This is a genomic window from Streptomyces sp. NPDC096152 (assembly GCF_044763235.1).
GTDB lineage: Bacteria > Actinomycetota > Actinomycetes > Streptomycetales > Streptomycetaceae > Streptomyces.
In genome coordinates this window covers 51,125-76,798 of sequence record NZ_JBIWFW010000004.1, presented here as the reverse complement: position 1 = coordinate 76,798, position 25,674 = coordinate 51,125, and the positions used below count along the sequence as shown (strand labels likewise).

21 protein-coding genes and 2 pseudogenes are annotated in these 25,674 nt (G+C 73.9%); 10 read left to right on the top strand and 13 right to left on the bottom strand.

Annotated features, from left to right (window positions below):
* Window positions 1-269 precede the first annotated feature (269 nt).
* Both ACIQ9G_RS15035 and ACIQ9G_RS15030 read left to right on the top strand, forming a co-directional pair.
* Window positions 270-2,321 (top strand): phosphocholine-specific phospholipase C, encoded by a 2,052-nt coding sequence (locus ACIQ9G_RS15035; protein WP_403608934.1) that lies wholly within the window; start codon window positions 270-272, stop codon window positions 2,319-2,321.
* A 52-nt stretch (window positions 2,322-2,373) separates the two neighbouring features.
* Window positions 2,374-3,195 (top strand): phospholipid scramblase-related protein, encoded by an 822-nt coding sequence (locus tag ACIQ9G_RS15030; RefSeq protein WP_403608933.1) that lies wholly within the window; start codon window positions 2,374-2,376, stop codon window positions 3,193-3,195.
* A 7-nt stretch (window positions 3,196-3,202) separates the two neighbouring features.
* On the opposite strand, the gene ACIQ9G_RS15025 is transcribed toward ACIQ9G_RS15030, so the two are convergent.
* Together ACIQ9G_RS15025 and ACIQ9G_RS15020 are read right to left on the bottom strand one after the other, a co-directional pair.
* Entirely contained in the window at window positions 3,203-4,255 is a 1,053-nt protein-coding gene (locus ACIQ9G_RS15025) for a hypothetical protein (RefSeq protein ID WP_403608931.1), read from the bottom strand.
* Complete coding sequence (locus ACIQ9G_RS15020; protein ID WP_403608930.1) at window positions 4,252-5,298, bottom strand: phosphatase PAP2 family protein; 1,047 nt, start codon at window positions 5,296-5,298, stop codon at window positions 4,252-4,254. Before ACIQ9G_RS15020 ends, ACIQ9G_RS15025 begins: the two co-directional genes overlap by 4 nt.
* A gap of 202 nt (window positions 5,299-5,500) precedes the next feature.
* Between ACIQ9G_RS15020 and ACIQ9G_RS15015 the strand changes: the two genes are divergently transcribed.
* The gene (locus ACIQ9G_RS15015) at window positions 5,501-6,115 is read left to right on the top strand and encodes a TetR/AcrR family transcriptional regulator C-terminal ligand-binding domain-containing protein (RefSeq protein ID WP_392196321.1); all 615 of its coding nucleotides are present in this window, start codon (window positions 5,501-5,503) and stop codon (window positions 6,113-6,115) included.
* A 154-nt stretch (window positions 6,116-6,269) separates the two neighbouring features.
* On the opposite strand, the gene ACIQ9G_RS15010 is transcribed toward ACIQ9G_RS15015, so the two are convergent.
* Window positions 6,270-7,268 (bottom strand): DUF2510 domain-containing protein, encoded by a 999-nt coding sequence (locus ACIQ9G_RS15010; protein ID WP_403608929.1) that lies wholly within the window; start codon window positions 7,266-7,268, stop codon window positions 6,270-6,272.
* A 306-nt stretch (window positions 7,269-7,574) separates the two neighbouring features.
* On the opposite strand from ACIQ9G_RS15010, the gene ACIQ9G_RS15005 reads away from it, so the two are divergent.
* Complete coding sequence (locus ACIQ9G_RS15005; RefSeq protein WP_403608928.1) at window positions 7,575-10,253, top strand: ATP-binding protein; 2,679 nt, start codon at window positions 7,575-7,577, stop codon at window positions 10,251-10,253.
* A gap of 96 nt (window positions 10,254-10,349) precedes the next feature.
* On the opposite strand, the gene pcaD is transcribed toward ACIQ9G_RS15005, so the two are convergent.
* The 7 genes from pcaD to ACIQ9G_RS14970 form a co-directional block, all read right to left on the bottom strand.
* Window positions 10,350-11,486, bottom strand: coding sequence for a 3-oxoadipate enol-lactonase (gene pcaD, locus ACIQ9G_RS15000; protein WP_403608927.1), 1,137 nt, complete (start codon window positions 11,484-11,486; stop codon window positions 10,350-10,352).
* Entirely contained in the window at window positions 11,483-12,811 is a 1,329-nt protein-coding gene (gene pcaB, locus ACIQ9G_RS14995; RefSeq protein WP_403610015.1) for a 3-carboxy-cis,cis-muconate cycloisomerase, read from the bottom strand. Before pcaB ends, pcaD begins: the two co-directional genes overlap by 4 nt.
* Window positions 12,812-12,885: 74 nt before the next feature.
* Entirely contained in the window at window positions 12,886-13,491 is a 606-nt protein-coding gene (gene pcaG / locus ACIQ9G_RS14990; RefSeq protein WP_403608926.1) for a protocatechuate 3,4-dioxygenase subunit alpha, read from the bottom strand.
* A gap of 6 nt (window positions 13,492-13,497) precedes the next feature.
* Window positions 13,498-14,271 (bottom strand): protocatechuate 3,4-dioxygenase subunit beta, encoded by a 774-nt coding sequence (gene pcaH / locus ACIQ9G_RS14985; RefSeq protein ID WP_403608924.1) that lies wholly within the window; start codon window positions 14,269-14,271, stop codon window positions 13,498-13,500.
* Between the two features lie 8 nt (window positions 14,272-14,279).
* The gene (locus ACIQ9G_RS14980) at window positions 14,280-15,482 is read right to left on the bottom strand and encodes a thiolase family protein (protein ID WP_403608923.1); all 1,203 of its coding nucleotides are present in this window, start codon (window positions 15,480-15,482) and stop codon (window positions 14,280-14,282) included.
* On the bottom strand, window positions 15,479-16,123 hold the full coding sequence (locus ACIQ9G_RS14975) for a CoA transferase subunit B (RefSeq protein ID WP_403608921.1): 645 nt from the start codon (window positions 16,121-16,123) through the stop codon (window positions 15,479-15,481). The genes ACIQ9G_RS14980 and ACIQ9G_RS14975 overlap by 4 nt, the downstream gene beginning before the upstream one ends.
* Window positions 16,123-16,905 carry a CoA transferase subunit A gene (locus tag ACIQ9G_RS14970; protein WP_403608920.1) on the bottom strand — a complete coding sequence of 261 codons (783 nt, stop codon included), beginning with the start codon at window positions 16,903-16,905 and terminating at the stop codon, window positions 16,123-16,125. Before ACIQ9G_RS14970 ends, ACIQ9G_RS14975 begins: the two co-directional genes overlap by 1 nt.
* Before the next feature lie 231 nt (window positions 16,906-17,136).
* Between ACIQ9G_RS14970 and ACIQ9G_RS14965 the strand changes: the two genes are divergently transcribed.
* Complete coding sequence (locus ACIQ9G_RS14965) at window positions 17,137-17,601, top strand: MarR family winged helix-turn-helix transcriptional regulator (protein ID WP_403608919.1); 465 nt, start codon at window positions 17,137-17,139, stop codon at window positions 17,599-17,601.
* A gap of 86 nt (window positions 17,602-17,687) precedes the next feature.
* Here ACIQ9G_RS14965 and ACIQ9G_RS14960 read toward each other — a convergent pair whose 3' ends face one another.
* Window positions 17,688-18,656: a DUF3048 domain-containing protein gene (locus tag ACIQ9G_RS14960; protein ID WP_403610011.1), complete on the bottom strand. Its 969-nt coding sequence runs from the start codon at window positions 18,654-18,656 to the stop codon at window positions 17,688-17,690.
* Window positions 18,657-18,831: 175 nt separating this feature from the next.
* Between ACIQ9G_RS14960 and ACIQ9G_RS14955 the strand changes: the two genes are divergently transcribed.
* Window positions 18,832-20,022: a zinc-dependent alcohol dehydrogenase gene (locus ACIQ9G_RS14955; protein WP_403608918.1), complete on the top strand. Its 1,191-nt coding sequence runs from the start codon at window positions 18,832-18,834 to the stop codon at window positions 20,020-20,022.
* 31 nt (window positions 20,023-20,053) lie between these two features.
* Here ACIQ9G_RS14955 and ACIQ9G_RS14950 read toward each other — a convergent pair whose 3' ends face one another.
* Entirely contained in the window at window positions 20,054-21,124 is a 1,071-nt protein-coding gene (locus tag ACIQ9G_RS14950) for an ATP-dependent DNA ligase (RefSeq protein ID WP_403608917.1), read from the bottom strand.
* 409 nt (window positions 21,125-21,533) lie between these two features.
* On the opposite strand from ACIQ9G_RS14950, the gene ACIQ9G_RS14945 reads away from it, so the two are divergent.
* Window positions 21,534-22,073: a lamin tail domain-containing protein gene (locus ACIQ9G_RS14945; protein WP_403608916.1), complete on the top strand. Its 540-nt coding sequence runs from the start codon at window positions 21,534-21,536 to the stop codon at window positions 22,071-22,073.
* 364 nt (window positions 22,074-22,437) lie between these two features.
* Complete coding sequence (gene ligD, locus ACIQ9G_RS14940; RefSeq protein ID WP_403608915.1) at window positions 22,438-23,463, top strand: non-homologous end-joining DNA ligase; 1,026 nt, start codon at window positions 22,438-22,440, stop codon at window positions 23,461-23,463.
* Between the two features lie 31 nt (window positions 23,464-23,494).
* Here the strand turns inward: ligD and ACIQ9G_RS14935 are convergent.
* Window positions 23,495-24,042, bottom strand: a pseudogene (locus ACIQ9G_RS14935) (DUF1080 domain-containing protein).
* A gap of 33 nt (window positions 24,043-24,075) precedes the next feature.
* Here ACIQ9G_RS14935 and ACIQ9G_RS14930 point away from each other — a divergent pair.
* Window positions 24,076-24,552: pseudogene (locus tag ACIQ9G_RS14930) on the top strand (multicopper oxidase domain-containing protein); the annotation flags it as partial.
* Window positions 24,553-24,632: 80 nt separating this feature from the next.
* A complete protein-coding gene (locus ACIQ9G_RS14925) occupies window positions 24,633-25,670 on the top strand; it encodes a LacI family DNA-binding transcriptional regulator (RefSeq protein ID WP_403608914.1) in 1,038 nt (345 codons plus the stop codon).
* The last annotated feature ends 4 nt before the right edge of the window (window positions 25,671-25,674 follow it).

The following is a 25,674-nucleotide window of genomic DNA, read 5'->3' as shown; positions in this document are numbered from 1 at the left end:
TGCCGTGAGAAGGCCGGTCAGAGGACTTCGGTCCCTGGCGGTCTGACGTCCGGTGGACAGCGCTTTGCGCGGAGCCCGGGTGTCGAGGGCGAGCTCGAACGATGTCGCCGTGGGGGATGCCGGGCGGCCGCCCGCGCACCTCACGTACCGCCGAGCTTCACATGGGCGCAATCCGACCCTTCCCTCCCGTTCGATGCTCTTGGAACACTCGCTGCGCGCATTCCCTCTGTACCGGCCATCCGTACGTCAGGATGAGAGGTCCCTCACCCATGTCCGAAGTCAACCGGCGCCGCTTTCTCCAGCTCGCGGGCGCCACGACGGCGCTCACGGCGCTGTCCGGCAGCATCGAACGTGCCGCCGCGCTGCCCGCGAACCACCGCACCGGGTCGATCGAGGACGTCGAGCACATCGTCGTCCTCATGCAGGAGAACCGTTCCTTCGACCACTACTTCGGCACGCTCGGCGGAGTCCGCGGCTTCGGCGACCCGCGCCCCGTGACCCTGCCGAACGGCAAGCCCGTCTGGCACCAGTCGGACGGCACGAAGGACGTGCTGCCCTTCCACCCCGACGCCGACGACCTGGGCCTGGCCTTCATCCAGGATCTCCCGCACGGCTGGAACGACGGACACCAAGCCTTCAACCAGGGCAAGTACGACCAGTGGGTGCCCGCCAAGTCGTCCACCACGATGGCGTACCTGAACCGGGACGACATCCCGTTCCACTACGCCCTCGCCGACGCCTTCACCGTCTGCGACGCCTACCACTGCTCGTTCATCGGCTCCACCGACCCCAACCGCTACTACCTGTGGACCGGCTGCACGGGCAACGACGGCCAGGGCGGCGGCCCGGTCCTCGGCAACGACGAGGCCGGCTACAGCTGGACGACGTACCCGGAGCGCCTGGAGAAGGCCGGCGTCTCCTGGAAGGTCTACCAGGACGTCGGCGACGGCCTCGACGCCGCCGGCGGCTGGGGCTGGATCGAGGATGCCTACCGCGGCAACTACGGCGACAACTCCCTGCTTTACTTCAAGCAGTACCAGAACGCCCAGCCCGGCGACCCCCTCCACGACAAGGCCCGCACCGGCACCGACGCCCGCAAGGGCGAGGGATTCTTCGACCGGCTCAGGGCCGACGTCAAGAACGGCGAACTGCCGAAGATCTCCTGGGTCGTCGCCCCCGAGGCGTTCACCGAGCACCCCAACTGGCCCGCCAACTACGGCGCCTGGTACATATCCCAGGTCCTGGACGCGCTCACCTCGAACCCCGAGGTGTGGGCGAAGACGGCCCTGTTCGTCACCTACGACGAGAACGACGGATTCTTCGACCACGTGCTGCCGCCCTTCCCGCCCGCCTCCGCCGCGCAGGGCAAGTCGACGGTCGACGTCGGCCCGGACGTCTTCCAGGGCGACGGCTCACACGTCCCCGGTCCGTACGGACTCGGCCAGCGGGTGCCGATGCTCGTCGTCTCGCCCTGGAGCAAGGGCGGGTTCGTCTGCTCCGAGACGCTGGACCACACCTCCGTCATCCGGTTCATGGAGCGCCGCTTCGGCGTGCACGAGCCGAACATCTCGCCCTGGCGGCGGGCCGTCTGCGGCGACCTGACCTCGGCGTTCGACTTCTCCCGCGAGGACACCCGGCCGGTCTCGCTGCCGGACACCTCCGGCTACCGGCCGCCGGACCACGACCGCCACCCCGACTACGTGCCGACCCCGCCCGCCCACCCGGTGCTGCCCCGCCAGGAGAGCGGCCACCGGCCCACCCGCCCCCTCAAGTACGCGCCCGCCGTGGACGGTTCGGCGGACACCGCGGCCGGGAAGTTCACGCTGACCTTCGCCTCCGGCGAGCACGCCGGTGCCGTCTTCCTCGTCACCTCCGGCAACCGCGCCGACGGCCCGTGGACGTACACGACCGAGGCCGGCAAGACGGTCTCCGACACCTGGAACTCCGCGTACTCCGGCGGCTCCTACGACCTGAGCGTGCACGGCCCCGGCGGCTTCCTGCGCGTCTTCAAGGGCCCCGGCACGGCGGCCGGCCCCGAGGTCACCGCCCGGCACACCGGCGACGACGTCGAGCTCACCTTCACCAACAAAGGCGCGACCACGGTGCGGCTGAAGGTGACCAGCGGCTACGGGGGCGCGTCGCGGACGGTGGCGGTGCGCCCCGGCGTCACGGTGAAGCAGCTCTTCGACCTGACGGCGAGCAGCCGTTGGTACGACCTGGAGGTCACCTCCGACGCGCACGCGAGGTATCTGCGGCGGTTCGCCGGACATGTCGAGAACGGGCGTCAGGGGGTGAGCGACCCGGCGATCGCGACCGGCTGACGGGCCCCTCGGGGCCGGTGTCCTTCCGGCCAACTCACGGTAGTGTGCCCCGGTGACCACGCATTCGAACACACCTGCAGGTTGGTACCCGGATCCGCACGGGGCGTCCCAGACGCTGCGTTACTGGGACGGCTCCCAGTGGACCGAGCACACCCACGCCGGCCAGCCGGGCCACGGCACGCCCCAGATGCCGCAGCAGCAGGCCGGTCCCGACGCGCGCGTGCAGCGCCAGGTGCAGCAGCAGGCCGGTGTCGCCCCGAGCGGCGCCGGCGGCGGCTCCCTCTTCAGCGAGCCCGTGCTGGTGGTGAACCAGAAGGCCAAGCTGATCGAGCTGACCAACGAGTACAAGGTCTTCGACCAGAACGGCAACCAGATCGGCGCGGTCACCGAGGTCGGTCAGAGCGCGCTGAAGAAGATCCTCCGGTTCGTCTCCAGCCTCGACCAGTTCATGACGCACAAGCTGGAGATCCGCGACTCCTACGGTCAGCCGCAGCTGCTCCTGACCCGGCCCGCGAAGATATTCAAGTCCCGGGTGATCGTGTCGCGTCCGGACGGCACCGTCGTCGGCGAGATCGTCCAGCAGAACGTCTTCGGCAAGATCAACTTCGCGATGAACGCGAACGGCCAGCAGGTCGGCGCGATCAAGGCGGAGAACTGGCGCGCCTGGAACTTCGCGATCGTCGACCACGCCCAGAACGAGGTCGCCCGGATCACCAAGACGTGGGAGGGCCTGGCCAAGACGATGTTCACCACGGCCGACAACTACGTCCTGCAGATCCACTTCCAGCTGCCCGAGCCGCTGCTGAGTCTGGTGGTGGCGACGGCGCTGACCGTCGACACCGCGCTCAAGCAGGACTCGCGGGGACTGGGCTGACGGACGGTCACAGCGGTGTGAGACGCCCCGGTCCGGCGGGCCGGGGCAGCACCACCTTCTCCTGCGACGCCGGTTGCGGCTCCAGGGTCAGGACAGCGGCCACGGGGTGCGCCTCGGGGCCGCTGTCGCGTTCCGTCGCCGAGTACGGTGCCGACGCGTCCCGTCCCGCTGTCTCGGTCCGCTCGGGCCGGGGTGCCGCCTCCGGGCGCTCGGGCCGGGGCGCCGTCTCAGGGCGCGCGGGCCGGGGCGCCGCCCGCGACAGCAGCACCACACCCGCGGCGGCGAGCACCGCCCCCGCCAGGGCGAGCAGGACGCCCGTCGTGCCGCCGGACAGGCCCTGGCCGAGCAGGGTCAGCCCGATCAGCGCCGCCGCCACCGGGTTCGCCAGGGTCACCACCGCGAGCGGAGCGCCGAGGCCGGCCCGGTAGGCGGTCTGCGACAGCAGCAGCCCGCTCGTCGCGAACGCCGCGACCAGCAGCGCCACCAGGACCACCCGCCCGCTCAGCAGCGGCCCCGAGTGGCCGGTGGCGGCCACCGTGACCGTCTGGGTCAGGGCCGAGGCGACCCCCGAGGCGACGCCGGACGCGGTCGCGTGCCGCAGACCCGGCCGCGCCCCCGGCCGGGACAGCGCGCCGATCAGAGCGGCCGTGGCGCCGGCGACGGCCAGCGCCTGGACCGGGTTCAGCACCTGCTCGGGCGCGGGCCCGGAGGCCGCGAGGAGCAGCGCGCCGAGTCCGAGGAGCGTGCAGGCCGTGCCCCGCCACTCGGTCCCGCTCACCCGCCGTCCGGCCGTCCGGGCCCCCATGGGCACGGCGGCCACCAGCGTCAGCGCGCCGAGCGGCTGCACCACGGTCAGCGGGCCGTACCGGAGTGCCACCACGTGCAGCAGGGCCGCCGACCCGTTCAGCCCGACGGCCGACCACCAGCCGCCGGAGCGCAGCAGCCGCCCGGCGCCCGCCCCGGCGCCAAGGCGGGCCAGCCGCTCCTGGGCGACGGCGGCGGCCGCGTAGGCGACGGCCGAGAACAGCGACAGGACCACGGCGAGCAGCGTGGCGCTCATCGGCCCGCCCCCGCGGGGGCGTCGGCCCGGACCGGCCCGAACTGCCCGGGGCCGCGCGCCGCCACCGCGGGGATCGCCGGGGTCGCTGGAATCGCCGGGGCCGCCAGGGCGGTCGGGGTCGCCAGGGCTGCCGGGACCGCCCTCCGGTGCGGTGGGCGGACCGCCGTCAGGGTCACGGCGAGCAGGGCCGCCGCCACGAGCGCGTCGAGCCAGTAGTGGTTCGCCGTGCCCACGATCACCAGCAGCGTCACCAGCGGGTGCAGCAGCCACAGTGCGCGCCACCGGGACCGGGTGGCCGCGATCAGCCCGACCGCCACCATCAGCGCCCAGCCGAAGTGCAGCGACGGCATCGCCGCGAACTGGTTCGTCAGATGGTCGCCGCGCGGCGATCCGTACACCGACGGCCCGTACACGCGTGCGGTGTCCACCAGGTGCGCCGCGCCGAGCATCCGGGGCGGGGCGAGTGGGAACGCCAGATGCAGTGCCAGGGCCGCCGCGGTCACCACGGCGAGGACCCGGCGGGCCCGGACGTAGTGCGCGGGGCGCCGCAGGTAGAGCCAGACCAGGAAGGCCGCGGTGGCCGGGAAGTGGACGGCCGCGTAGTAGGTGTTGGCGAGGTGTGCCGGGAGGCCGCCGGGCAGCAGCGGGGACTGCACCGCGCCCTCGCCGGGCAGGTGGAGCGCCCGCTCCAGGTCCCAGACCCGGTGGGCGTTGCGGAACGCCTCGGCGGTGTGCCCCGCCGCCAGTTGCCGGCCGAGCTTGTAGACGAGGAAGAGCCCCGCCACGAGCAGGAACTCCCGGACGAGCGGAGGGCGCGCGGGCGCGCCGGGCTCCGCCGCTGCGGCGGCGGCCCGGGCTTTCGTGCCCCGGACCGGCTCGGCGGTCTCGGTACGGGTACTCGCGCCCCGGGCCGGCTCGGCCGCCGTGGCCCGGATCGGCTCGGCGGCGGCCGCGGCCCGGGCGTTCGGGCCGCCGACCGCCTCGGCGGCCTCGGCACGGGGAGTCGCCCCCGGTGTCCCGGCGGCCTCGGTACGGGCGGTCATCCCCGGCCCCCTCGCTGACGGTGGTGCGTGTGTGGTGCGTGCCCGGGCCCGGAGCACCGGGGCGGGCACATCGATACGGTAGCGTACCGATACGCGAGTGTACCGATACGGCTCGGTACCGGTACGCTGGCGTATCGATGGATGTGCGCCACACTGGGGGCGGGCCGGCCGGCCCGCCGGACGCCGACCGAGGGGAGGAGCCATGACGCCGCAGGCCGCGGACCGACCCGAACCGGTCGTCGCCTCGCGCCGCTCCAAGCTGACGCCCGAGCGCGAGCAGGAGTTCTTCGACGCAGTGCTCGACCAGATCCGCGAGTGCGGCTACGACTCCGTGACCATGGAGGGTGTCGCCGCGAGCACCCGTTGCAGCAAGTCCACGCTGTACCGGCAGTGGAGGACCAAGCCGCAGTTCGTCGCGGCCGCGCTGCGCTCCAACCGCCGGTCGCGCTTCGACGGCGTCGACACCGGCTCGCTCGCGGAGGATCTGAGGTGCGCCGCGCGGGCCGCGGGGGAGTGGTCGGGCAAGGACACCAGGCTGGTGGAGGCGCTCGGGCACGCCATCACGCAGGACCCGGAGCTGAGGTGCGCGCTGCGCGAGACGCTCGTGGAGCCGGAGATCGCCGCCCTGCGGGAGATCCTGCGGCGCGGGGTCGAACGCGGGGAGGTGCCCGCCGGTCATCCCGCCCTGGAGTTCGTGCCGGTGCAGATGTTCGGAGTGCTGCGCGTCCGGCCCGTACTGGAGGGGAAGTACGCCGACCCGGACTACCTGGTCCGGTTCGTGGAGGCCGCCGTGCTGCCGGCGCTCGGCCTCACCTGAGACTCAGGCCGCCGTCCACGGGATGACTGGACGGCGGCCTGACCGCGCCGCACCGTGGGGACGGGGGCGGCGCGCACCCCAGGCCGGGCGGGGTTCCTCTGGAGCGGAGGGGGCCCCGCCCGGCCGATGTGTGGTGCGCGGACGGGCGCGACGGTCACACGTTCCGGCCGTCGCCGCCGCCCGTTGCCACCTTGATGCCCTTGGTGATCTCGTCGATGACGGACTGCTGCTCCCCGACGTCCACACCGAAGCGGACGACGATCATCCGCCGTGAGTCCGCGGGCGAGGGGAAGGCCAGCGACTCGACGTAGCCGTCGGCGCCCTTGCCGGTGACCGCCCTCCAGCGGACCAGATAGCCCTTCTGCCCGGCCACGGTGACCCCCTTGGAGGCCAGCACCTGGTGCGAGGTGATCGAGCCGTACGTCTTGCCGCCGTAGGACTCGCGGGCGTTGGCCGCTATGTCGGCCTTCGCGACCTCCTCGGCCGTGCTGCCCCGGGTGCCCAGGAGCAGGGCGGGCGCCGAGTACGCGCCGCCCTTGGTGCACGTCTTGGAGGTGTCGCCGGGGCACTTGTACGCGCCGTCCGACGTCACCTGGGCGCCCGCGGTCAGCTGCTGGCCGTACCAGCCCTGGGGGACGGGCAGGCTGATGCCGCTGATCCGGTCGGTGACCGAGCCGCTGCGGATCTTCGGGGCCTCGGACTCGCCGGGGCCGGGCGAGCGGCCGTCGGACCCGCCCGAGCCTCCCGGACCGCCGAACGGGTCGCCCCGGCCGTCGGGTCCCTCCGGCCCGCCCCGGCCGCCCGGGCCCTGCCGGGACCCCGCGCGGTCGCCGCCGCCCCCGCCGTGCGCGGCCAGCGCGAACACGCCGACCCCGATGCTGGCCAGCACCGCCGCGGCCACCGCCACGGCGACGCCCATGCGCAGGCCGCGGCGCGGCGTGGCCTGCGGCTGCGCCGGATACGCCGGGTATCCGGGATACGCCGGATACGCCCCGGCGGCCGGCGCCTGCGCCGGGGGACCCCATGCTCCGGCCGTCCCCGCGGCGCGGGTCCGGTCCGTCCAAGCCGTGCCGTCCCACCAGCGCTCGGTGGCGGGACCGTCCTTCGTCTGCCCGGGGTCGGGGTACCACCCGGGAGGAGTCACCTGCGTCATGCCCCCACCGTATGAGGTGTCGGTGAAAGCCGGATGAGAGGACCCGGGTTCGCGCGGGGGGAACCGGCCCGCGCGGTCGGCGACGTCCCCGCCGGTCTCCGGCCGCGGGAACCGAACCGTCTTCCCTCGCAGGCCTGTTGACGAACCGGCCGCCCGCCGCGCAGGTCGCGGCACCCGCCGCGTCGCCCGTCCGCACCGTCCGTCACCCGTCACGGCAACAGGTGGCCGGACCGCCCTCCACTTCGGCGGCCCGACGGCTACTCTCGAGTTCTGTACGTCGTTCGGGCGACTTGGGGAGGTAGCGGGATGACGGAGGTGGGGCCGGGTGCGGCCGCCTCGGCTTCCCTGTGGGAGCGTGACGAGGAAGTCGCCGCCGTCCTGCGCGCGGTCGACACCCTGTGCGCCGACCGGTCGTCCTCGGGCAGCCTGCTGCTCTTCGAGGGCGATGCGGGACTGGGCAAGACCGCCCTGCTGGCGGAGACCCGCCGCCTGGCCGAGCGGCGCGGCTGCACCGTCTGGTCGGCCCGCAGCGGCGAGACTCTCCGGTCCGTCCCCTTCAACGTCGTACGCCAGTTGCTCCAGCCGGCGCTCCTGTCGCTGATGCCGGAGGAGGCCCGCGAGTACCTCGGCGACTGGTACGACATCGCCGGCCCCGCCCTCGGCATCGCCGAACCGGGCGACCGGCACGCGGACCCGCAGGGCGTGTGCGACGGACTGGTCGCCGCGGTACGCCGCCTCGCCAAGCGCGAGTGGCCGCTCGTGCTGCTGATCGACGACGCCCACTGGGCGGACCAGGAGACCCTGCGCTGGCTCGCCGCGTTCGCCGAGCGCCTCGACGACCTGTCCGTGCTGGTCGTGGTGACCCGCCGCCCCGGGGAGGTCGGCGGCGACAGCGGCCGCCATCTCGCGGCGGTCGGCGCGGCCGCGGGCATCAGCACCCTCAACGCGCTGACGCCGCAGGCGACCGCCGGTCTCACCCGCGCCACCCTCGGCCCGCACGCGGACGCCGCGTTCTGCCGCGAGGTGTGGGCCGTCACCGCCGGCAACCCCTACGAGACCGTCGAACTGCTCGCCAAGTGCCAGGACAGCGAGGTGGAACCGGTCGAGGCCAGGGCCGGCGAACTGCGCGCCCTGAACCGCTCGGCCCGCGGCGGCGGCCTCGTCGCCCGCCTGGAAGACCTCGGCATCGACGCCACCCGGTTCGCCTGGGCCGCCGCCATCCTCGGCACCGGCATCACCGTCGACCTGGTCGCGCGGCTCGCCACCATGGGCCGCGACGAGGCCGCCCGCTGCGCCGAACTGCTGCGCGGCGCCCGGATCCTGACCAGGCCCGACCCGGCCGGGGCCCGGGGCGGCGACGGGGACCTGGAGTTCGTCCACCCGCTCATCGCGAGCGCCGTCTACCACTCCATCCCGGACGCCCTGCGCACCGCCATGCACGGCATCGCCGCCCAGGTCGTCGCCGACTGCGGACTCGGCGCCGCCGCGGCCTCCCGGCACCTGCTCCAGGTGCACCCGGACGACGACGAGGAACTCGTCGAGCAACTGCGCCTGGCCGCCCGCGAACACCTCGCCGTCGGCGCCCCCGACGCCGCCCGCCGCTGTCTGGAACGGGCCCTGCTGGAGCCGCCCACCCCCGAGGTCCACGCCCGCGTCCTCTACGAACTGGGCTGTGCCACCCTGCTGACCGCGCCCGCCCGGACCATCGAGCACCTCCAACGGGCCCTGAGCATGCCCGGACTCGACGGCGACACCCGGGTGGACGCCGTCTGGCGTCTGTCCCAGGCGCTGCTCCACAACGACCAGCTGGAGGAGGCCGTCCGCACGGTCGAGGCGGAGGCCGCCCGCCACGAACCGGGGCCCACCCGGCTGCGGCTGCAGGCCGTGCAGTTCATGTGGGAGGGCATCCACGCGGGCGAGTCGAGCTCGCCGGACCGCTCTGAGCGGCTCGCTCGCCTCGCCGCGAGCTGCACCGGCCGCGACAACCCCGAGAGGGCCCTGCTGATCCTGCGCGGCTTCGACGCCATGACCCACGGCGAGAGCGCCGAGGAGGTCGCCGAACTGTGCGACCGCGCCCTCGTCAACGGCCGCCTCGCGCCCGGCCTCGGCTGGACCGACCCCGAGTGGGGCATCGAGCTGCTGCTGATGCTCGCCAGCACCTACGCCTACTGCGACCGGCTGGACCGCGCCGACGCCCTCTACAACGAGGCCCTGCGCGCCTACGAGACCGCCGGCTGGAGCGGCGGCCACCTCGCCCTGGCCCACGCCTACGTCGGCCTCGGCCACCGCAGGCGCGGCCGGCTCAGGGAGGCGGAGGCCTCCCTGCGCGAGTCGCTGCGGTTCGCCGAGCGGGTCGGCCGCGGACTGCCCCTGTACTGGACCGCGACCTGCAACCTCGTCGACACCCTGATCGCCCGCGGGCACGTCGAGGAGGCCTGGGAGATCGCCGAGCGGTACGGGTTCGCCCCGCCCTACCCCACGATCATCGTCATCCCCGACCCGCGCTCCGTGCGCGGCCGGCTGCTGCTCGCCGTCGGCCGCACCAAGGACGGCATCAACGAACTGGAGGCCGCCGAGAAGGCGGCGGCCGTGCGCGGCCACCACAACCCGGTCATGGTGCCCTGGGCGGTCGACCTCGCCCTGGCCCTGGCGGCCGAGGACCCGGCGCGGGCCGGGCGGCTCGCCGCCGACGTCCGCCGCCAGGCCGAGCGCTTCGGCACCGACACCGCCATAGGCGAGGCCCTGCGCTGCGCGGCCGCCCTGGAGACCGGCCAGCGCGCGGTGCGCCTGGCCGCCCAGGCCGTGGCCTACCTGGAGGCCTCCCCCTGCCAGTACGAGCACGCCGCCGCCCGCGTCGAGCACGGCATCCTCGCCCGTTCGACCGCGGAACTCGAGCGCGGTCTGGCGCTGGCCCGTTCGTGCGGCGCGGACGGGCTGGCGGCCCGGGCGCGACAGGTGCTGGAGTCCGCGAGCGGGCTGCGCTAGCGGGTCTCGTCCGGACCAGGTCGGATCAGGCCGTGCCGGGCGCCGCGGACCCGTGCCGATCCGAACGACGCCCCCCCCGGGACGCTCCACCCACACCTACGGCCTGTCGTCGGTCTCCTCGGCCAGCACCCGCTGGGCCACCGCGAACGCCGAGTTCGCCGCCGGGACCCCGCAGTACACGGCGGTCTGCAGCAGCACCGCGCCGATCTCCTCGGGGGTGAGGCCGTTGCGGCGCGCCGCGCGCACATGCATGGCCAACTCGTCGTAGTGGCCGTGCGCGACGAGTGCCGTCAGGGTGACCATGCTGCGCTCGCGGCGGGTGAGCGTCGGGTCGGTCCAGATCTCGCCCCAGGCATAGCGGGAGATGAACTCCTGGAAGCGGGCCGTGAAGGGGGTCTGCCGCGTCTGCGCCCGGTCGACGTGCGCGTCGCCGAGCACCTCGCGCCGTACCGCCATGCCCCGCCCGGCACCTCCGGCCGCCGGGGCGAAGTGCGCCCGCAGCGCCGTCAGGACGGCTTCCGGGCACTGCGCGGGCGCCAGGTGCGAGGCGCCCGGGATCTCGGTCAGCGCCGCACCCGGCACCGCGTCCGCGATCTGCCGCAGGTGCGCGGGCGGGGTCGCCGGATCGTCACGGCCCGCCAGGGCGAGCGTGGGAGCGGTGATCTCCGGCAGCCGTTCGGACAGGTCGAAGGCGGCCAGCGCGTCGCAGCAGGCGGCGTACGCCTCCGGGTCGGTCCGCGCGTGGTCGCGGATCAGCTCCGGCGCCGTGAACCCGCCGGTGAACCAGCGGTCGTTCGCGGTTTTGACCAGCGGCTCCAGTCCCTCCCGCCGGACCAGCTCGGCCCGCTCCCGCCACGGCCGCGCTCCGTTGAAGTGGGCGGAGGAGCAGATCACCGCCAGGGACGTGACGCGCTCGGGGTGGTGCACGGCCAGGTGCAGGCCCACCGCGCCGCCCAGCGACACCCCCGCGTACGCGAAGCGGTCGACGCCGAGCGCGTCGGCCAGCTCGAGCACCAGGGCGGCCAGGTCGGCGACGGTCGCGCCCGGCCGGACGAGGTCCGCGGGAGAGCCGCCGTGCCCGGGCAGGTCCCAGCGCACCACCCGGTGGGTGATCGCCAGTTCGGGGGCGGTCCCGTCCCACAGCGCGTACGAGGTGCCGAGCGAGGGCCCGAGCAGCAGCGGGGGAGCGGAGGCGGGCCCTTCGATGCGGTGGTTCAGGAGTTTCTCGGTCAACGTCGCTCCAGCGCACGGTCGGTGAGGGCTCCGGCGGAGCCGGTGTAGCGGGTGGGGTCGATCAGTTCCGCCAGGTCGAGGTCCTTCAACTCGGGTTCCTCGGCCAGGAGTTCGCCCAGCGTGCGCCCTTCGGCCGCGGAACGCCGGGCGAGTTCGGTGAGCAGCGTCCGGGCGCGGCCGCGGCCGAGCCGGGGGGCGAGCTCCGCGGACAGCCGCTCGGAGACGATCAGCCCGTGGGTGAGGCCCAGATGCGCGCGCATCGCCGCCGTGTCCACCCGCAGGCCCTCGGCCAGTTCGGCGGCGTCACGGGCCGCGTCGCCGGCCAGCCGGAGCAGGTCGCGCAGCGGCTCCCACTCGGCGTGCCAGGCCCCGGCCGGCCGCTCGTCCTCCGCCGCCAGCGAACCGTACAGCGTGGCCGCGAGCTGGGGTGCCCGCCGGGCAGCCGCCGCGATCAGGGTGGCCCGCACCGGGTTGGCCTTGTGCGGCATGGCCGACGAGCCGCCGCCGCTGCCTTCCGCCAGTTCGGCGATCTCCGTGCGGGAGAGGGTGAGCACGTCCGCGGCGATCTTGCCCAGTGCCCCGGCGGTGAAGGCGAGGGCCCCGGCGAGGTCGGCGACCGGGGTGCGCAGGGTGTGCCAGGGCAACGCCGGTGCCACCAGGCCGAGCTCCCGTGCGTACGCCGCCGGGAGCGCGGTCGCGTCCTCGGCGCCGTACACCGAGAAGGCCGCCAACGTGCCCGCCGCACCGCCGAGTTGGGCGGGCAACGAGTCACGCACCAGCGTCAGGCGGTCCCGGGCGTCGAGCACCAGCGAGCGCCAGCCCGCCGCCTTCAGGCCGAACGTCGTCGGTACGGCGTGCTGGGTCAGCGTCCGTCCCGGCATCACGGTGTCGCGGTGCCGGGCCGCCAGCCGGGCCAGCGCCCGCTCGGTGCGGCCCAGATCGGCGAGTACCGGTTCCAGGGTGCGCGCGGCGACCAGCATGGTCGCGGTGTCCATGATGTCCTGGCTGGTCGCGCCCCGGTGGACGTGGGGCCCGTACTCCGTGCCCACCGCCGCGGTCAGATCGGCGACCAGGGGGATGACGGGGTTGCCGCCGCCACGGGCACGCTCGGCGAGCGAGCGCACGTCGAAGCGGGCGGCGTCGGCGGCCCGGGTCACCGCGTCCGCCGCACCGGCCGGGGCGAGGCCCAGCGCGGCCTGGGCCCGGGTGAGGGCGGCCTCCGCGTCGAGCAGCGCCCGCAGATACGCGAGGTCGCTCGTCGTGGCCGCCGCGGCCGAGCCCGCCCCTCCGGGGGCGAGCAGACCGGCGTCCGGCGCGGCGGCCACGGGGCGGCCCGCGGCCACCGGCCGGCCGGACGCTACGGGGTGGCCGTCGGGTACGGGGTGGTCGGCGGGTGATGTCACCGGAACTCCAGGAAGAGAGTCTCGCCCTCGCCCTGAAGGCGGATGTCGAAACGGTAGGTCCCCCCGGCCTCCTCGGCGGCGACCAACGTGCCGCGCCGCTCCTCCTCCAGCCGGGACAGCAGCGGGTCGGCGGCGAGCGCGGCCGGGTCGCCGGGCAGGTAGATCCGGGTGAACAGGTGCACGAGCAGCCCGCGCGCGAACACGCACACGCTCACGTACGGCGCGTTGCGCCCGCGCGCGCCGGGCCGCAGCGTCCGCGCGTACCAGTGGCCGTTCGCGTCGGTCTGGACGCGGCCGAAGCCGGTGAACTCCACCCCGTTGCGGCCGAGGAAGCCCCCGGAGGCCGGGTCGCGGCGCATCGAGCCGTCGGTCGCCGGCAGGTTGCCGTCCGGGTCCGGCCCCCACAGCTCCACCAGCGCGTCCGGCAGCGGCCGGCCCTCGCCGTCGTAGACGTACCCGTGCACGGTGACCGTGTCCGGATGCCCCAGCGGGGCGATGTCCTCGCCGCCGCGGAAGGGCAGGGCGTACCCGTAGAAGGGGCCGACGGTGTGCGAGGGGGTGGGCAGTACGCTCTCCGGCCGGTCGGTGTCGATCCTCGTCATGGCGGGTCAGCGTCCTTCTTCGATCCAGGTGGCGTGCGGGCCGTCCAGCACGATGTCCCAGTGGTAGCCGAGCGAGAACTCCGGCACCGACAGGCCGTGGTCGTAGGTGGCGACCAGCCGCTGCCGGGCGGCGTCGTCCGTCACCGACTGCAGGATCGGGTCGTGGGGGAAGAGCGGGTCGTTCGGGAAGTACATCTGCGTCACCAGCCGCTGGGCGAACGCCGACCCGAAGAGCGAGAAGTGGATGTGCGCCGGACGCCAGGCGTTGACGTGGTTGCGCCACGGGTACGGGCCCGGCTGGACGGTGGTGAAGCGGTAGCGGCCGTCGTCGTCCGTCAGGGTGCGGCCGACGCCGGTGAAGTTGGGGTCGAGCGGGGCGTCGTGCTGCTCGCGCCGGTGCGCGTAGCGGCCGGCCGAGTTGGCCTGCCAGATCTCGACGAGCTGGCCGCGGACCGGGCGCCCGTCGCGGTCCAGCAGCCGGCCGGAGACGGTGATCCGCTCGCCGATCGGCTCCCCGGTGTGCTGCCGGGTCAGATCGTTGTCGATCTCGGTGAGGTCGCGCTCGCCGAAGGCCGGGGAGGACAGCTCCACCAGCTCCGGGTCCTGGGCGACGTCGATGGCGACCGGCGGCTGCCGGGGGTGGCGCAGCACGGAGGAGCGGTAGGGCGCGTAGTCACGGCGCGGGTGGTGCTCGACGGGGGAGCCGTCGGCGACGCGCTTCTCGTACGCGGCGTGCTCGGCCGCGATCTCCTGGTCGATGTCGTGCTGGGTGAGAGCCATGGGTCTTCCTAGCGTTCGAGGACGAGGGCGAGGCCCTGGCCCACGCCTATGCAGAGGGTGGCGACGCCCACCCCGGAGCCCTTGCGGGCGAGCTGGTGGGCGACCGTGCCCGCGAGGCGGGCACCGGAGGCGCCGAGCGGATGGCCGAGGGCGATGGCGCCGCCCTGCGGGTTGAGTACCGCGGGGTCGAACCCGGGCCACTCGGCGAGGCAGCCCAGCACCTGGGCGGCGAAGGCCTCGTTGAGTTCGAGGACGTCGAGGTCGGCGAAGGTCCGGCCGGCCCTGGCGAGGGCGCGCCGGGTGGCCTCGACGGGGGCGAGTCCGAAGTACTGCGGGTCGGTCGCGGACACGCCGGTCGCGCTCACCCGGGCGAGCGGCTCGCGGCCGAGGGCCCGCAGTCCCTCCTCGTCGGTCAGCAGCAGGGCGGCGGCGCCGTCGTTCAGCGGGGAGGCGTTGCCCGCGGTCACCGTGCCGTGCTCGGTGCGGAAGGACGGCTTCAACCTGGCCATCGCCTCCAGGGACGCGTCCTGACGTACGCACTCGTCGGCGGCGAGGACGACGGGGTCGCCCTTGCGGCGGGGGACGGCCACGGGCGCGAGTTCGGCGTCGAACAGTCCCCCGGCCTGTGCCCTGGCCGCCTTGCGGTGGGAGGCGAGGGCGAACTCGTCCTGCTGCTCTCGGGTGATCTTGTGCTTGTCGGCGACGAGTTCGGCGGACTCGCCGAGCGGGACGGTCCACTGCGGGTCCATCGCCGGGTTGACCATGCGCCAGCCGAGCGTGGTCGAGTGCAGCTCGGCGTGTCCGGCCGGGAAGGGCCGGTCGCTCTTGGGCAGCACGTAGGGGGCGCGGGTCATCGACTCCACCCCGCCCGCGACCGCGACGGAGGCGTCCCCGACGGCGATGGCGCGGGCCGCCTGGATCACGGCCTCCAGCCCGGAGGCGCACAGCCGGTTGACCGTCACGCCGGGCACGGAGGTCGGGAGCCCGGCCAGCAGGGCGGCCATGCGGGCGACGTTGCGGTTCTCCTCGCCGGCGCCGTTGGCGTTGCCGAGGTAGACGTCGTCGATGCGGGACGGGTCCAGCGCGGGCGTACGGGCGAGCAGTTCGCGCAGGACGTGGGCGGCCAGGTCGTCCGGGCGCACGCCCGCCAGGCCGCCGTTGTAACGCCCGATCGGGGTGCGTACGGCGTCGACGAGGTAGACGGTCTTCATACGAGTCCCTCCGCGACGGTGAGCTTGGCGTCGGTCCTGGCGACGATCTCGTCGACGGTCACGCCGGGCGCGGTCTCGACGAGGACGAGTCCGTCGCCGGTGACGTCGAGGACGCCCAGATCGGTGATGATCCGGTTCACGCACGCCCTGCCGGTCAGCGGCAGCGTGCACTGCTGGAGGATCTTCGCCGAGCCGTCCTTGGCGGTGTGCGTCATGACCACGACGACCGTACGGGCGCCGTGGACGAGGTCCATGGCCCCGCCGATCCCGGTGATCATCTTGCCGGGGACGGCCCAATTGGCCAGGTCGCCGTGCTCCGACACCTGCATGGCACCGAGTACGGCAATGTCGATGTGGCCGCCGCGGATCATCGAGAAGGACAGCGCGGAGTCGAAGAAGGAGGCGCCCGGCAGGACGGTGACGGTCTCCTTGCCCGCGTTGATCAGGTCGGGGTCGACCTGCTCCTCGGTGGGATAGGGGCCGGTGCCGAGGATGCCGTTCTCCGACTCCAGGACCACCTCCACCCCCTCGGGCAGGTAGTTGGGGATCAGCGTGGGCAGACCGATGCCGAGATTGACGTAACTGCCGTCGGTCAGCTCCCGCGCGGCACGGGCGGCCATCTCCTCCCGCGTCCAGGCCATCAGCCGTTCACCGCCGCTGGTGCCGAAGGAGCGGACACCGTCCGCTTCTCGATCCGCTTGTCGGCGGCCTGCTCCGGCGTCAGTGCCACCACCCGCTGGACGAAGATCCCCGGCAGGTGCACCGCGTCCGGGTCGAGGTCGCCCGGCTCGACGAGTTCCTCGACCTCGGCGATCGTCACCCGGCCGGCCGTCGCGGCGAGCGGGTTGAAGTTGCGGGAGGACTTGCTGAACACCAGGTTGCCGTGCCGGTCGCCCCGGGCCGCGCGGACCAGCGCGAAGTCGGTGCGGATGCCGAGCTCCAGCACGTACTGCCCGCCCTCGAACTCGCGGACCTCCTTCGGCGGCGAGGCCAGGGCGACCCCGCCCTGCCCGTCGTAGCGCCAGGGCAGCCCGCCGTCGGCGACCTGGGTGCCCACGCCCGCCGGGGTGTAGAAGGCGGGGATGCCGGCGCCGCCGGCGCGCAGCCGCTCGGCCAGCGTCCCCTGGGGGATCATCTCCACCTCCAGCTCGCCGCCCAGGTACTGGCGGGCGAACTCCTTGTTGGCCCCGATGTAGGAGCCGGTCACCCGGGCGATCCGCCCGGCCGACAGCAGCACGGCGAGCCCGGACTCCATCGCCCCGCAGTTGTTCGAGACGACGCTCAGCGAGCCGACGCCGCGCTCGTACAGGGCCTGGATCAGTACGTTCGGCACGCCGCTCAGCCCGAAACCGCCCACCGCCAGCGACGCGCCGTCCGGCACGTCGGCCACCGCCTCCAGGGCCGTGGCGACCACCTTGTCCATCGGAGAAGTCCCATCCCTTCCGAGCGTCCAGCACCCGAATTAGTCAGGGCACTGAGTATTTCCGCGAAGCTTCCCTCACGCTGCCATCAGGCGCGAGAGCCGTCAAGACCCCAGCAAGAGACCGATCGGATGGTGGGACGACGGCGGGGCGGGGGTGGGGCGGGCGCTGTATCGTTCAGTGCACTTACGTAATTCCTCGGGCGCGACGACCGACCGACGCAAGGAGCGCACATGGGCGCGGTGGACCTGACGACGCACCCCGGGCACCTGGCCCGGCGGCTCCAGCAGGCGCACTACCTGCTGTGGAACACGATGGTCTCCGAGGAGATCACCTCGCCCCAGTTCGCGGTCCTGAACACGCTCGTCGCGGAGCCGGGGCTCGACCAGCGCACGGTGGGGGAGCGGGTCGGCCTCGACCGGTCCACCATCGCCGAGGTCATCAGCCGGCTCACCCGCCGAGGGCTCCTCGACAAGGTCCGCGACCCGCAGGACGGGCGCCGGTCGCTGCTGCGCCCGACCGCGGAGGGCGAGCGCACCCACCGGAAGCTCACCGTGCGCACCGCCCGGATGAACCAGGTCTTCCTGGCCCCGCTCAGCGCCGAGGAGCAGACCCTGTTCTTCGACCTCATCCGGCGTGTCGCGGATGCCGCCGAGGGCCTGCGCAACCCGGCGGGAACCGTCGCCGCCCAGCCCTGATCAGGGCGTGGCGCCGGGCCCGGCCGAAGCCCGCCCTCCCGCCCCGGTCACGACGCCGGTCACGGGGCGCCGGTCACGGGGCGTCGTCACGGGGCGTCGGTCAGGACGACCCACACCTGACCCCGCGCGAAGTCCACCGGCGCGCCGCCGGCGGCCGTGAACCGCGTGCCGCCCGCCGCCTGGGGGCGCTTCCAGGTGACGTCGAAGACCCGTCCGTCGCGCAGCACCTCCGCCTTGCCCGACCCCACGGTCTCGGTGTACGGGGTGCGGCTGCCGAGCACGTCGTGCAGCCGGGACGCGCGCACCTTGACGTACTGCACCACGACCGTCGCGGGCGTGACCGGCTTCCCGTCGGCCGTGACCGTGGGCCGGCCGTCCATCGCCACCTGCCAGCCGTGCCGGGTCGCGGACCAGGCGAAGGTGAACCGGGCCGCCGGGTAGCGCACGGTGCGGGAGGTCTCCGGCCGGCCGCCGGCGGGAGCCGGACCGTAACGGAAACCGGTGGTCAGCGCAGCCGCCCCGGGTGGCGAGCCGAGCAGCCGGCGCGGGCGCAGGTAGAGGTTGTGGGGGGCCGGCCTGCCGGTCTCCCGGAAGTAGGCGCCGGGCGTGTCGTCGGGCGGCCGGGCCGACAGCGGGGCCGCGTCGATCAGCGGCAGCAGCTTGCGCTGGGCCCCGGAGAACGCGAGGGTCGGCCGGTCGAACTGACGCAGCAGCTCCAGATCGGACTCGCGCGCGCTGCGCACCGGTCCCACCACCGGGGGCAGCCGGGTGGCGTACACGGCCATCAGCCGGCTGAGCCCGCCCTCCACCTGCTCCGTGTACACGACGTCCGCGGCCTCCAGACCGGTCTGCGGCCGGGCCGGCGGCACATTGTCGATCTTGACGGCCAGCACCGGCCCGGCGCGGCCCGCCGACTCCGTCGGCCGTCCCCGCCCGTCCCCGCCGGACTCGCGCCCGGACGTGCAGCCCGCGGCCAGGGCGGCCGCCGCCACGGCGGCCAGCAGGACCGCGGTCGTCCTCGCGCGCCGTGCGCGCGCTCTTCGTCCCTCGTCCACGTTCACGCCCCCGTTCCCGTACACCGATTGTCGGCCCGCCGGGCCGCCGCTGCCCAGACCCGTTCGGCCCCGATCCCGCCCGTCCCGCGGCCCGGCCGGACCGGACGGGGCGGTTCGGCGGATGCGGGCCGGGTACCCGGGCCGTCCGCAGACGTCACGGAGGGAGCACGAGGCGATGAAGGCTGTGACCTGGCAGGGCAGGCGGGACGTCCGGGTCGAGGACGTGCCCGATCCGAGGATCGAGGAGCCGACGGACGCGGTCATCCGCATCACCTCCACCGGCCTGTGCGGCTCCGATCTCCACTTGTACGAGGTGCTCACCCCGTTCATGACCCCCGGCGACATCCTCGGCCACGAGCCGATGGGCATCGTCGAGGAGGTGGGCCCGGAGGTGCCGAACCTCAAGCCCGGCGACCGGGTGGTGGTTCCGTTCCAGATCTCCTGCGGTCACTGCTTCATGTGCTCCTCGGGCCTGCAGACGCAGTGCGAGACCACCCAGGTCGCCAGCGAGGGCATGGGTGCCGCCCTGTTCGGCTACACCCGCCTGTACGGCGCCGTGCCGGGCGCCCAGGCCGAGTACCTGCGCGTCCCGCAGGCCCACTACGGCCCGATGAAGATCCCCGAGGGCCCGGCCGACGACCGCTTCGTCTACCTCTCCGACGTGCTGCCCACCGCGTGGCAGGCGGTGGCCTACGCCGATGTGCCGCGCGGCGGCAGCGTGGCCGTCCTGGGCCTCGGACCGATCGGGGACATGGCCTGCCGGATCGCCCTGGCGCGCGGCGCGGCGGAGGTGTTCGGCGTGGACCTGGTGCCCGAGCGGCTGGCCCGGGCGCGCCGGCGCGGGGTGCGGACGTACGACCTGCGGGACTTCGACCACGAGAAGGAACTGGTCGCGGCGATCCACGACGAGACCGACGGGCGCGGTCCCGACGCCGTGATCGACGCGGTCGGGACCGAGGCGCACGGCAGTGTCGCCGCCCGTCTCATGCAGCAGACCGCCGCGGTGATGCCGCGCGTCCTGAGCGGCCCGCTCGCGGAACGCTTCAGCGTGGACCGCCTCGGCGCCCTCCACACCGCCATCGACCTGGTGCGCCGCGGCGGCACCATCTCGATCTCCGGCGTGTACGGCGGCACGGCCGACCCGATGCCCCTGCTCACCCTCTTCGACAAGCAGATCCAGATGCGCATGGGCCAGGCCAACGTGCGCCACTGGAGCGACGACATCCTGCCGTACCTGACGGATGAGGACCCGCTCGGCGTCGACGACTTCGCCACCCACCGGGTGCCGCTGACGGACGCGCCGCGCGCGTACGAGATGTTCCAGCACAAGGAGGACGGCGCCATCAAGGTGCTGATGACGCCGTGAGGGGCTGACGCCGTGAGGGGCCCGGAGCGCGTCAGGCCGGTGACCCCAGGATCTCCGTGAGGTCGTACCGGACCGGCTCCTCCAGCTGCGCGTAGGTGCAGCTCCGGGGGGTGCGGTCCGGGCGCCAGCGGCGGAAGCGGGCCGTGTGCCGGAAGCGCTCCCCGTTCTCCATGTGGTCGTACGCCACCTCCGCCACCCGCTCCGGGCGCAGCGGCACCCAGGACAGGTCCTTCTTGCCCGACCAGCGGCTGGGCGCACCGGGCAGCCGGTTCGCGGCGTGGGCCGCCTCGTCGGACCAGGCCGCCCACGGATGCCCGGTCACGTCGTCCATGCGCAGCGGCTCCAGCTCCGTCACCAGCTCCGCGCGCCGCTTCATCGGGAAGGCGGCCGACACGCCCACGTGCTGGAGGCGGCCCCCGTCGTCGTACAGGCCGAGGAGCAGTGAGCCGACGACGGGGCCGCTCTTGTGGTGGCGGTAGCCGGCGACGACGACATCGGCCGTGCGCTCGTGCTTCACCTTGAACATGGCGCGCTGGTCCTGGAGGTAGCGCAGACCGAGCGGCTTGGCGACGACTCCGTCGAGCCCCGCGCCCTCGTACTGCTCGAACCACTGCCGCGCGACCTCGATGTCGGTGGTCGCCGGGGCCACATGTACCGGAGCCGTGGCACCGGCCAGCGCCCCGACCAGCAGCGCCCGCCGGTCGGACAGGGGCACGTCCAGCAGCGACTCGCCGTCCAGCGCCAGCAGGTCGAAGGCCACGAACGACGCCGGGGTGCGCTCGGCCAGCATCCGCACCCGGGAATCCGCGGGGTGGATCCGTTCGGTCAGCGCGTCGAAGTCGAGCCGGCCCTCCCGCGCGATCACGATCTCCCCGTCGAGCACGCAGCGCTCGGGCACCCGCTCCTTCAGGGCCACCACCAGCTCGGGGAAGTACCTGGTCAGCGGCTTGCCGGTTCGGCTGCCGAGCTCGACCTCGTCCCCGTCGCGGAACACGATGGCCCGGAACCCGTCCCACTTGGCCTCGTACTGCATGTCCGGCGGGATTGCCGCCACCGGCTTGGCGAGCATCGGCTTCACGGGCGGCATCACCGGCAGATCCATGCTCCGACTCTAGGAGCCGCCCCGGGCGGCCGCCCGTCGAGCGGGCCGCGGTGGACGGTGGTCGACCAGCCGTGGACGGCTGTTACTCACTTTCGGGTGACGGACCGGGCGGGCATGGGGTGGCGTGACAGGGCGAAGGGGCATCAAGGGACAAGCGGCACAAGCGGAACGATCCGGCAGGCCGGGGTGGCGTGAAGAGTTCGGAGGATAAATGGAAGCTACAGTCAAGAGTCACGTGAATATGGGCAATTCGTAACACCGCTCGTGGAAGGCTCAAACCGCCGCGCCGGGGGCGCCACAGTGTGCGTGTGCGGCCGACCGGCCGCCCACCCCACCTCGCACCACCCCGCCCGCGCCGGCCACGGCCCCGTGGCGGGGGTGCTCGAACCCAGCAGGGGGACCTGTGACCATGTCCACGACTGTTACCGCCCGCCGTCTGGCCGCCACCGCTCTCACCGCCGCGGCCCTGACCGGGGCGGTGGCGCTGCCGGCCTCCGCGGCCGACCACTTCCGGCCGCACGGGCCGGGCGTGGAGATCAGCGCGGTTCACCACGCCTCCCAGGACCGTGACGGCCGTTACGACCGCTCCGGCCGCGCTCTGAACAAGGAGTGGGTGGAGGTCACCAACACCACGCGGCGCGCCGTCAACCTCGACGGCTGGACGCTCGCCGACGAGGACGGCCACACCTACACCTTCCACCACTACCGTCTCTACGGCCGCGCCACCGTCCGCGTGCACACCGGCTTCGGCCGGGACACCGGCACCGACGTCTACCAGGACCGCTTCCGCTCCGTCTGGGACCGGCACTCCGACACGGTGACCCTGCGCACCGACCGCGGCCGCTTCGTCGACTCCGTCTCCTGGGGCGGCGACCGCGACCGCCGCGGTCACGACGGCGACCGCCGTCACCACGACGGGGACCGCCGCGGCCACGACGTCCGCCGCTGACCCACTCCCCGCCTGCCGGCACCGCACCCAGCGGTGCCGGCGGGCGCCTTTCGGTCGCGGCCGCGGGTCCGGCAGGCTCCCTCCGGACCTTCCCGCCGGGCGGGCCGGCTCTCTCGGACTCAGCCGGCGGCCCGGCGGACCTCGCGGTCGCGGCCGAAAGGACTTCGCGAGGCGCGGCCCGGCGGTCCGGCCGGACCTCGCGGCCGCGGCCGAGGGGACTTCGCGGCCGCCGGGTCGACGCGCCTCGTGGTCGCGGCCGAGGGGAGTGGGCGCCGCGCGGCCCGGCGGCGCCTTTCGGTCGCGGCCCGTCCGCCCCGGTCCGTCCGATGTGCGAGGCGTGCGCGCCGGGCCTACCGTGACTCGCATGGGCGATGCGGTCGAACTCCAGGTGGCCGGCCGGACGGTGCGGCTGTCCAGCCCGGGCAAGCTGTTCTTCCCGGAGCGCGGCTTCACCAAGCTGGACGTCGCCCGGTACTACGCGGCGGTCGCCCCGGGCATCCTGCGCGCCCTGCGCTGCCGGCCCACCACCCTCGAGCGCTACCCGGACGGCGTAGGGGGCGAGTGGTTCTACCAGAAGCGCGCCCCCAAGGGCATGCCCGACTGGATCCCCACCGCCCACATCACCTTCCCCAGCGGCCGCAGCGCCGACGAGATGTGCCCCACCGAGGAGGCCGCCGTGGTGTGGGCCGCCCAGTACGGCACGCTCACCTTCCACCCCTGGCCGGTGCGCCGCGCCGACGTGGAGCACCCCGACGAGCTCCGCATCGACCTCGACCCGCAGCCCGGCACCGACTACGCCGACGCGGTCCGGGCCTCTCACGAACTGCGCGCTCTGCTGGACGAGTTCGGCGGCCTGCGCGGCTGGCCCAAGACCTCCGGCGGCCGCGGCCTGCACGTCTTCGTGCCGATCGAGCCCCGCTGGACCTTCACCCAGGTGCGGCGCGCCGCGATCGCGGTGGGGCGGGAGATGGAACGCCGGATGCCGGAGCTGGTGACCATCACCTGGTGGAAGGAGGAGCGCGGCCGCCGCGTCTTCCTCGACTACAACCAGACCGCCCGGGACCGCACCATCGCCTCCGCCTACTCCGTGCGCCCCCACCCGCACGCCCCGGTCTCGGCACCCCTGCGCTGGGACGAGGTGGACACCGCCCGGCCCCGCGACTTCGACCTCGCCACCATGCCGGCGCGCTTCGCCGAACTCGGCGACGTGCACGCCGACATGGACGACCACGCGTTCTCCCTGGAGGCGCTGCTGGAGCTGGCCAGGAAGGACGAGCACGACCACGGCCTGGGCGACCTGCCCTACCCGCCCGAGTACCCGAAGATGCCGGGCGAGCCGAAACGGGTGCAGCCGAGCCGGGCACGGAAGGAGGGCCCGGCCGCCACCTGACGACCGGACCCCGCTTGCCGCCGCCGGGCGCCTACAGCTCCTTGATCCGGACGTTCCGGTAGGAGATCACGTCCGTCGTGCTGTGCACCTGCAGTCCGACGTACCCGGAGTCGAACCGCCGCCCGTCCGTGCCCGGGTCGTCCGGGCGGGGCGGGTAGAACTCCTGACCGCCGGTGTTGTCGAACTCGTTGATCAGCACACCGTTGCGCAGGACCGAGTAGTGCCGGCCGACCACCCGGATCTCGTGGTCGTTCCACGTGCCCTTCTGGGTGACGCCGGCCCCGGCGAGCCCGACCCGGTCGAAGCCGTAGATCGAACCGGTCTTGTACATGTCGCCGTCGGGCCGGTCGAGCACCCCTCGTGCCCGTACTTGATGGCGACCCACTCCGGCCGCGGCTCCTCGGGGTGGTCGTGGACCCACGGGAACCGCACGAAGACACCGGAGTTGGCGTTGCCGTCGCCGGGGGCGTCGTCGCGCCACTGCAGCCGCAGCGAGGTGCCGCGGTAGCGCACGCTGTGGCTGCCTGCCTGATGCACCATCACCGGCGCGGTGTACGGCCGCCAGGTTCCCGAGTCCACGGCGTACTCGACCGTATTGACCCCGGACCCGGCGTCGGAGGCGAAGACGGTGACGGTCGCCAGGGCCTGTACGGACCGCTCGTCGTCCGCCGCAAGGGTGACGTCCTGCCGGACGCCACGCACACGATCGTCTTCAACGACATGACCGTCAACAACCGCCCACCGCACACCGGTCCCGGCTTCGAGGCCACGGTGGGCGACCGCGTCGAGTTCGTGATGATCACGCACGGCGAGTACTACCACACGTTCCATCTGCACGGGCACCGCTGGGCCGACAACCGCACCGGGCTGCTCACCGGTCCGGGCGACCCGAGCCGGGTCGTCGACAACAAGATCGTGGGCCCGGCGGACTCCTTCGGCTTCCAGGTGATCGCGGGGGAGGGCGTCGGGGCGAGTGCCTGGATGTACCACTGCCATGTGCAGAGCCACTCCGACACGGGGATGGCGGGGCTGTTCCTGGTACGCAGGACGGACGGGACGATCCCCGGGTACGAGCCGCACGAGCACTGACCGGCCGCGGGCGAGAGCGCTCTCACGGTCCGGTGCCGCCGGGGCTATCCTGATCCGCAACCGCAGGTGAGGAGTGCCCAGTGACCGAGACAGCGTCGCGTCCCACGCTCGAGGCCGTGGCCGCACGGGCGGGGGTGTCCCGGGCGACCGTCTCCCGTGTGGTGAACGGTTCGGACGGAGTCAGGGAGCCCCTGGCCGAGCGGGTCCGGCAGGCCGTGGAGGAACTCGGGTACGTGCCCAACCAGGCGGCCCGCAGCCTGGTCACGAAACGGCACGACGCCGTCGCCGTGGTCATAGCCGAACCGGAGACCCGGGTCTTCGCCGACCCCTTCTTCGCCCTGCAACTGCGCGGCATCAGCAAGGAACTGACCGCCCACGACACACAGCTGGTACTGCTGCTCACCGAGGGCCGGGACGACCACGCGCGGGTCGGGCGCTACCTCGCCGGGGGCCATGTCGACGGCGCGCTCGTCTTCTCGCTGCACCTGGACGACCCGCTGCCCGGGCTGATCCAGCGCGCCGGGGTGCCCACCGTGTTCGGCGGGCGGCCCGGCTGGAGCGACGGCACGCGCGGGGTGGCGTACGTCGACAGCGACAACCGGGGCGGCGCCCGCGAGGCCGTACGGCATCTCGTCGGCCTCGGCCGCACCCGGATCGGGCACATCTCCGGAGCCCTGGACCAGACCTCGGCGGTGGACCGGCTCGACGGCTTCCGGGACGTCATGGTCGACGTCGATCCCCGGCTGATCGTGGAGAGCGACTTCACCCCCGCCGGCGGCGAGCGCGCCATGCGCGAACTCCTCGACCGCTGCCCCGGACTGGACGCCGTGTTCGCCGCCAACGACCTCACCGCCTCGGGCGCCCTGCGCGTCCTGCGCGAGCGGGGGCTGCGGGTCCCGGAGGACGTCGCCGTGGTCGGCTTCGACGACATGCTGCCGGTGGCCGAGCAGACCGACCCGCCGCTGACGACGGTCCGTCAGGACATCGAGGAGATGGGCCGGCTCATGGCCCGCCTGCTGCTGCGCGGGTTCGACCGGCACGGCGCCGGGCAGGGCGTGGGAGGCGTGCCCTCCAGCGTGATACTGCCCACGACGCTGGTGCGGCGCGCCTCCGCCTAGCCCG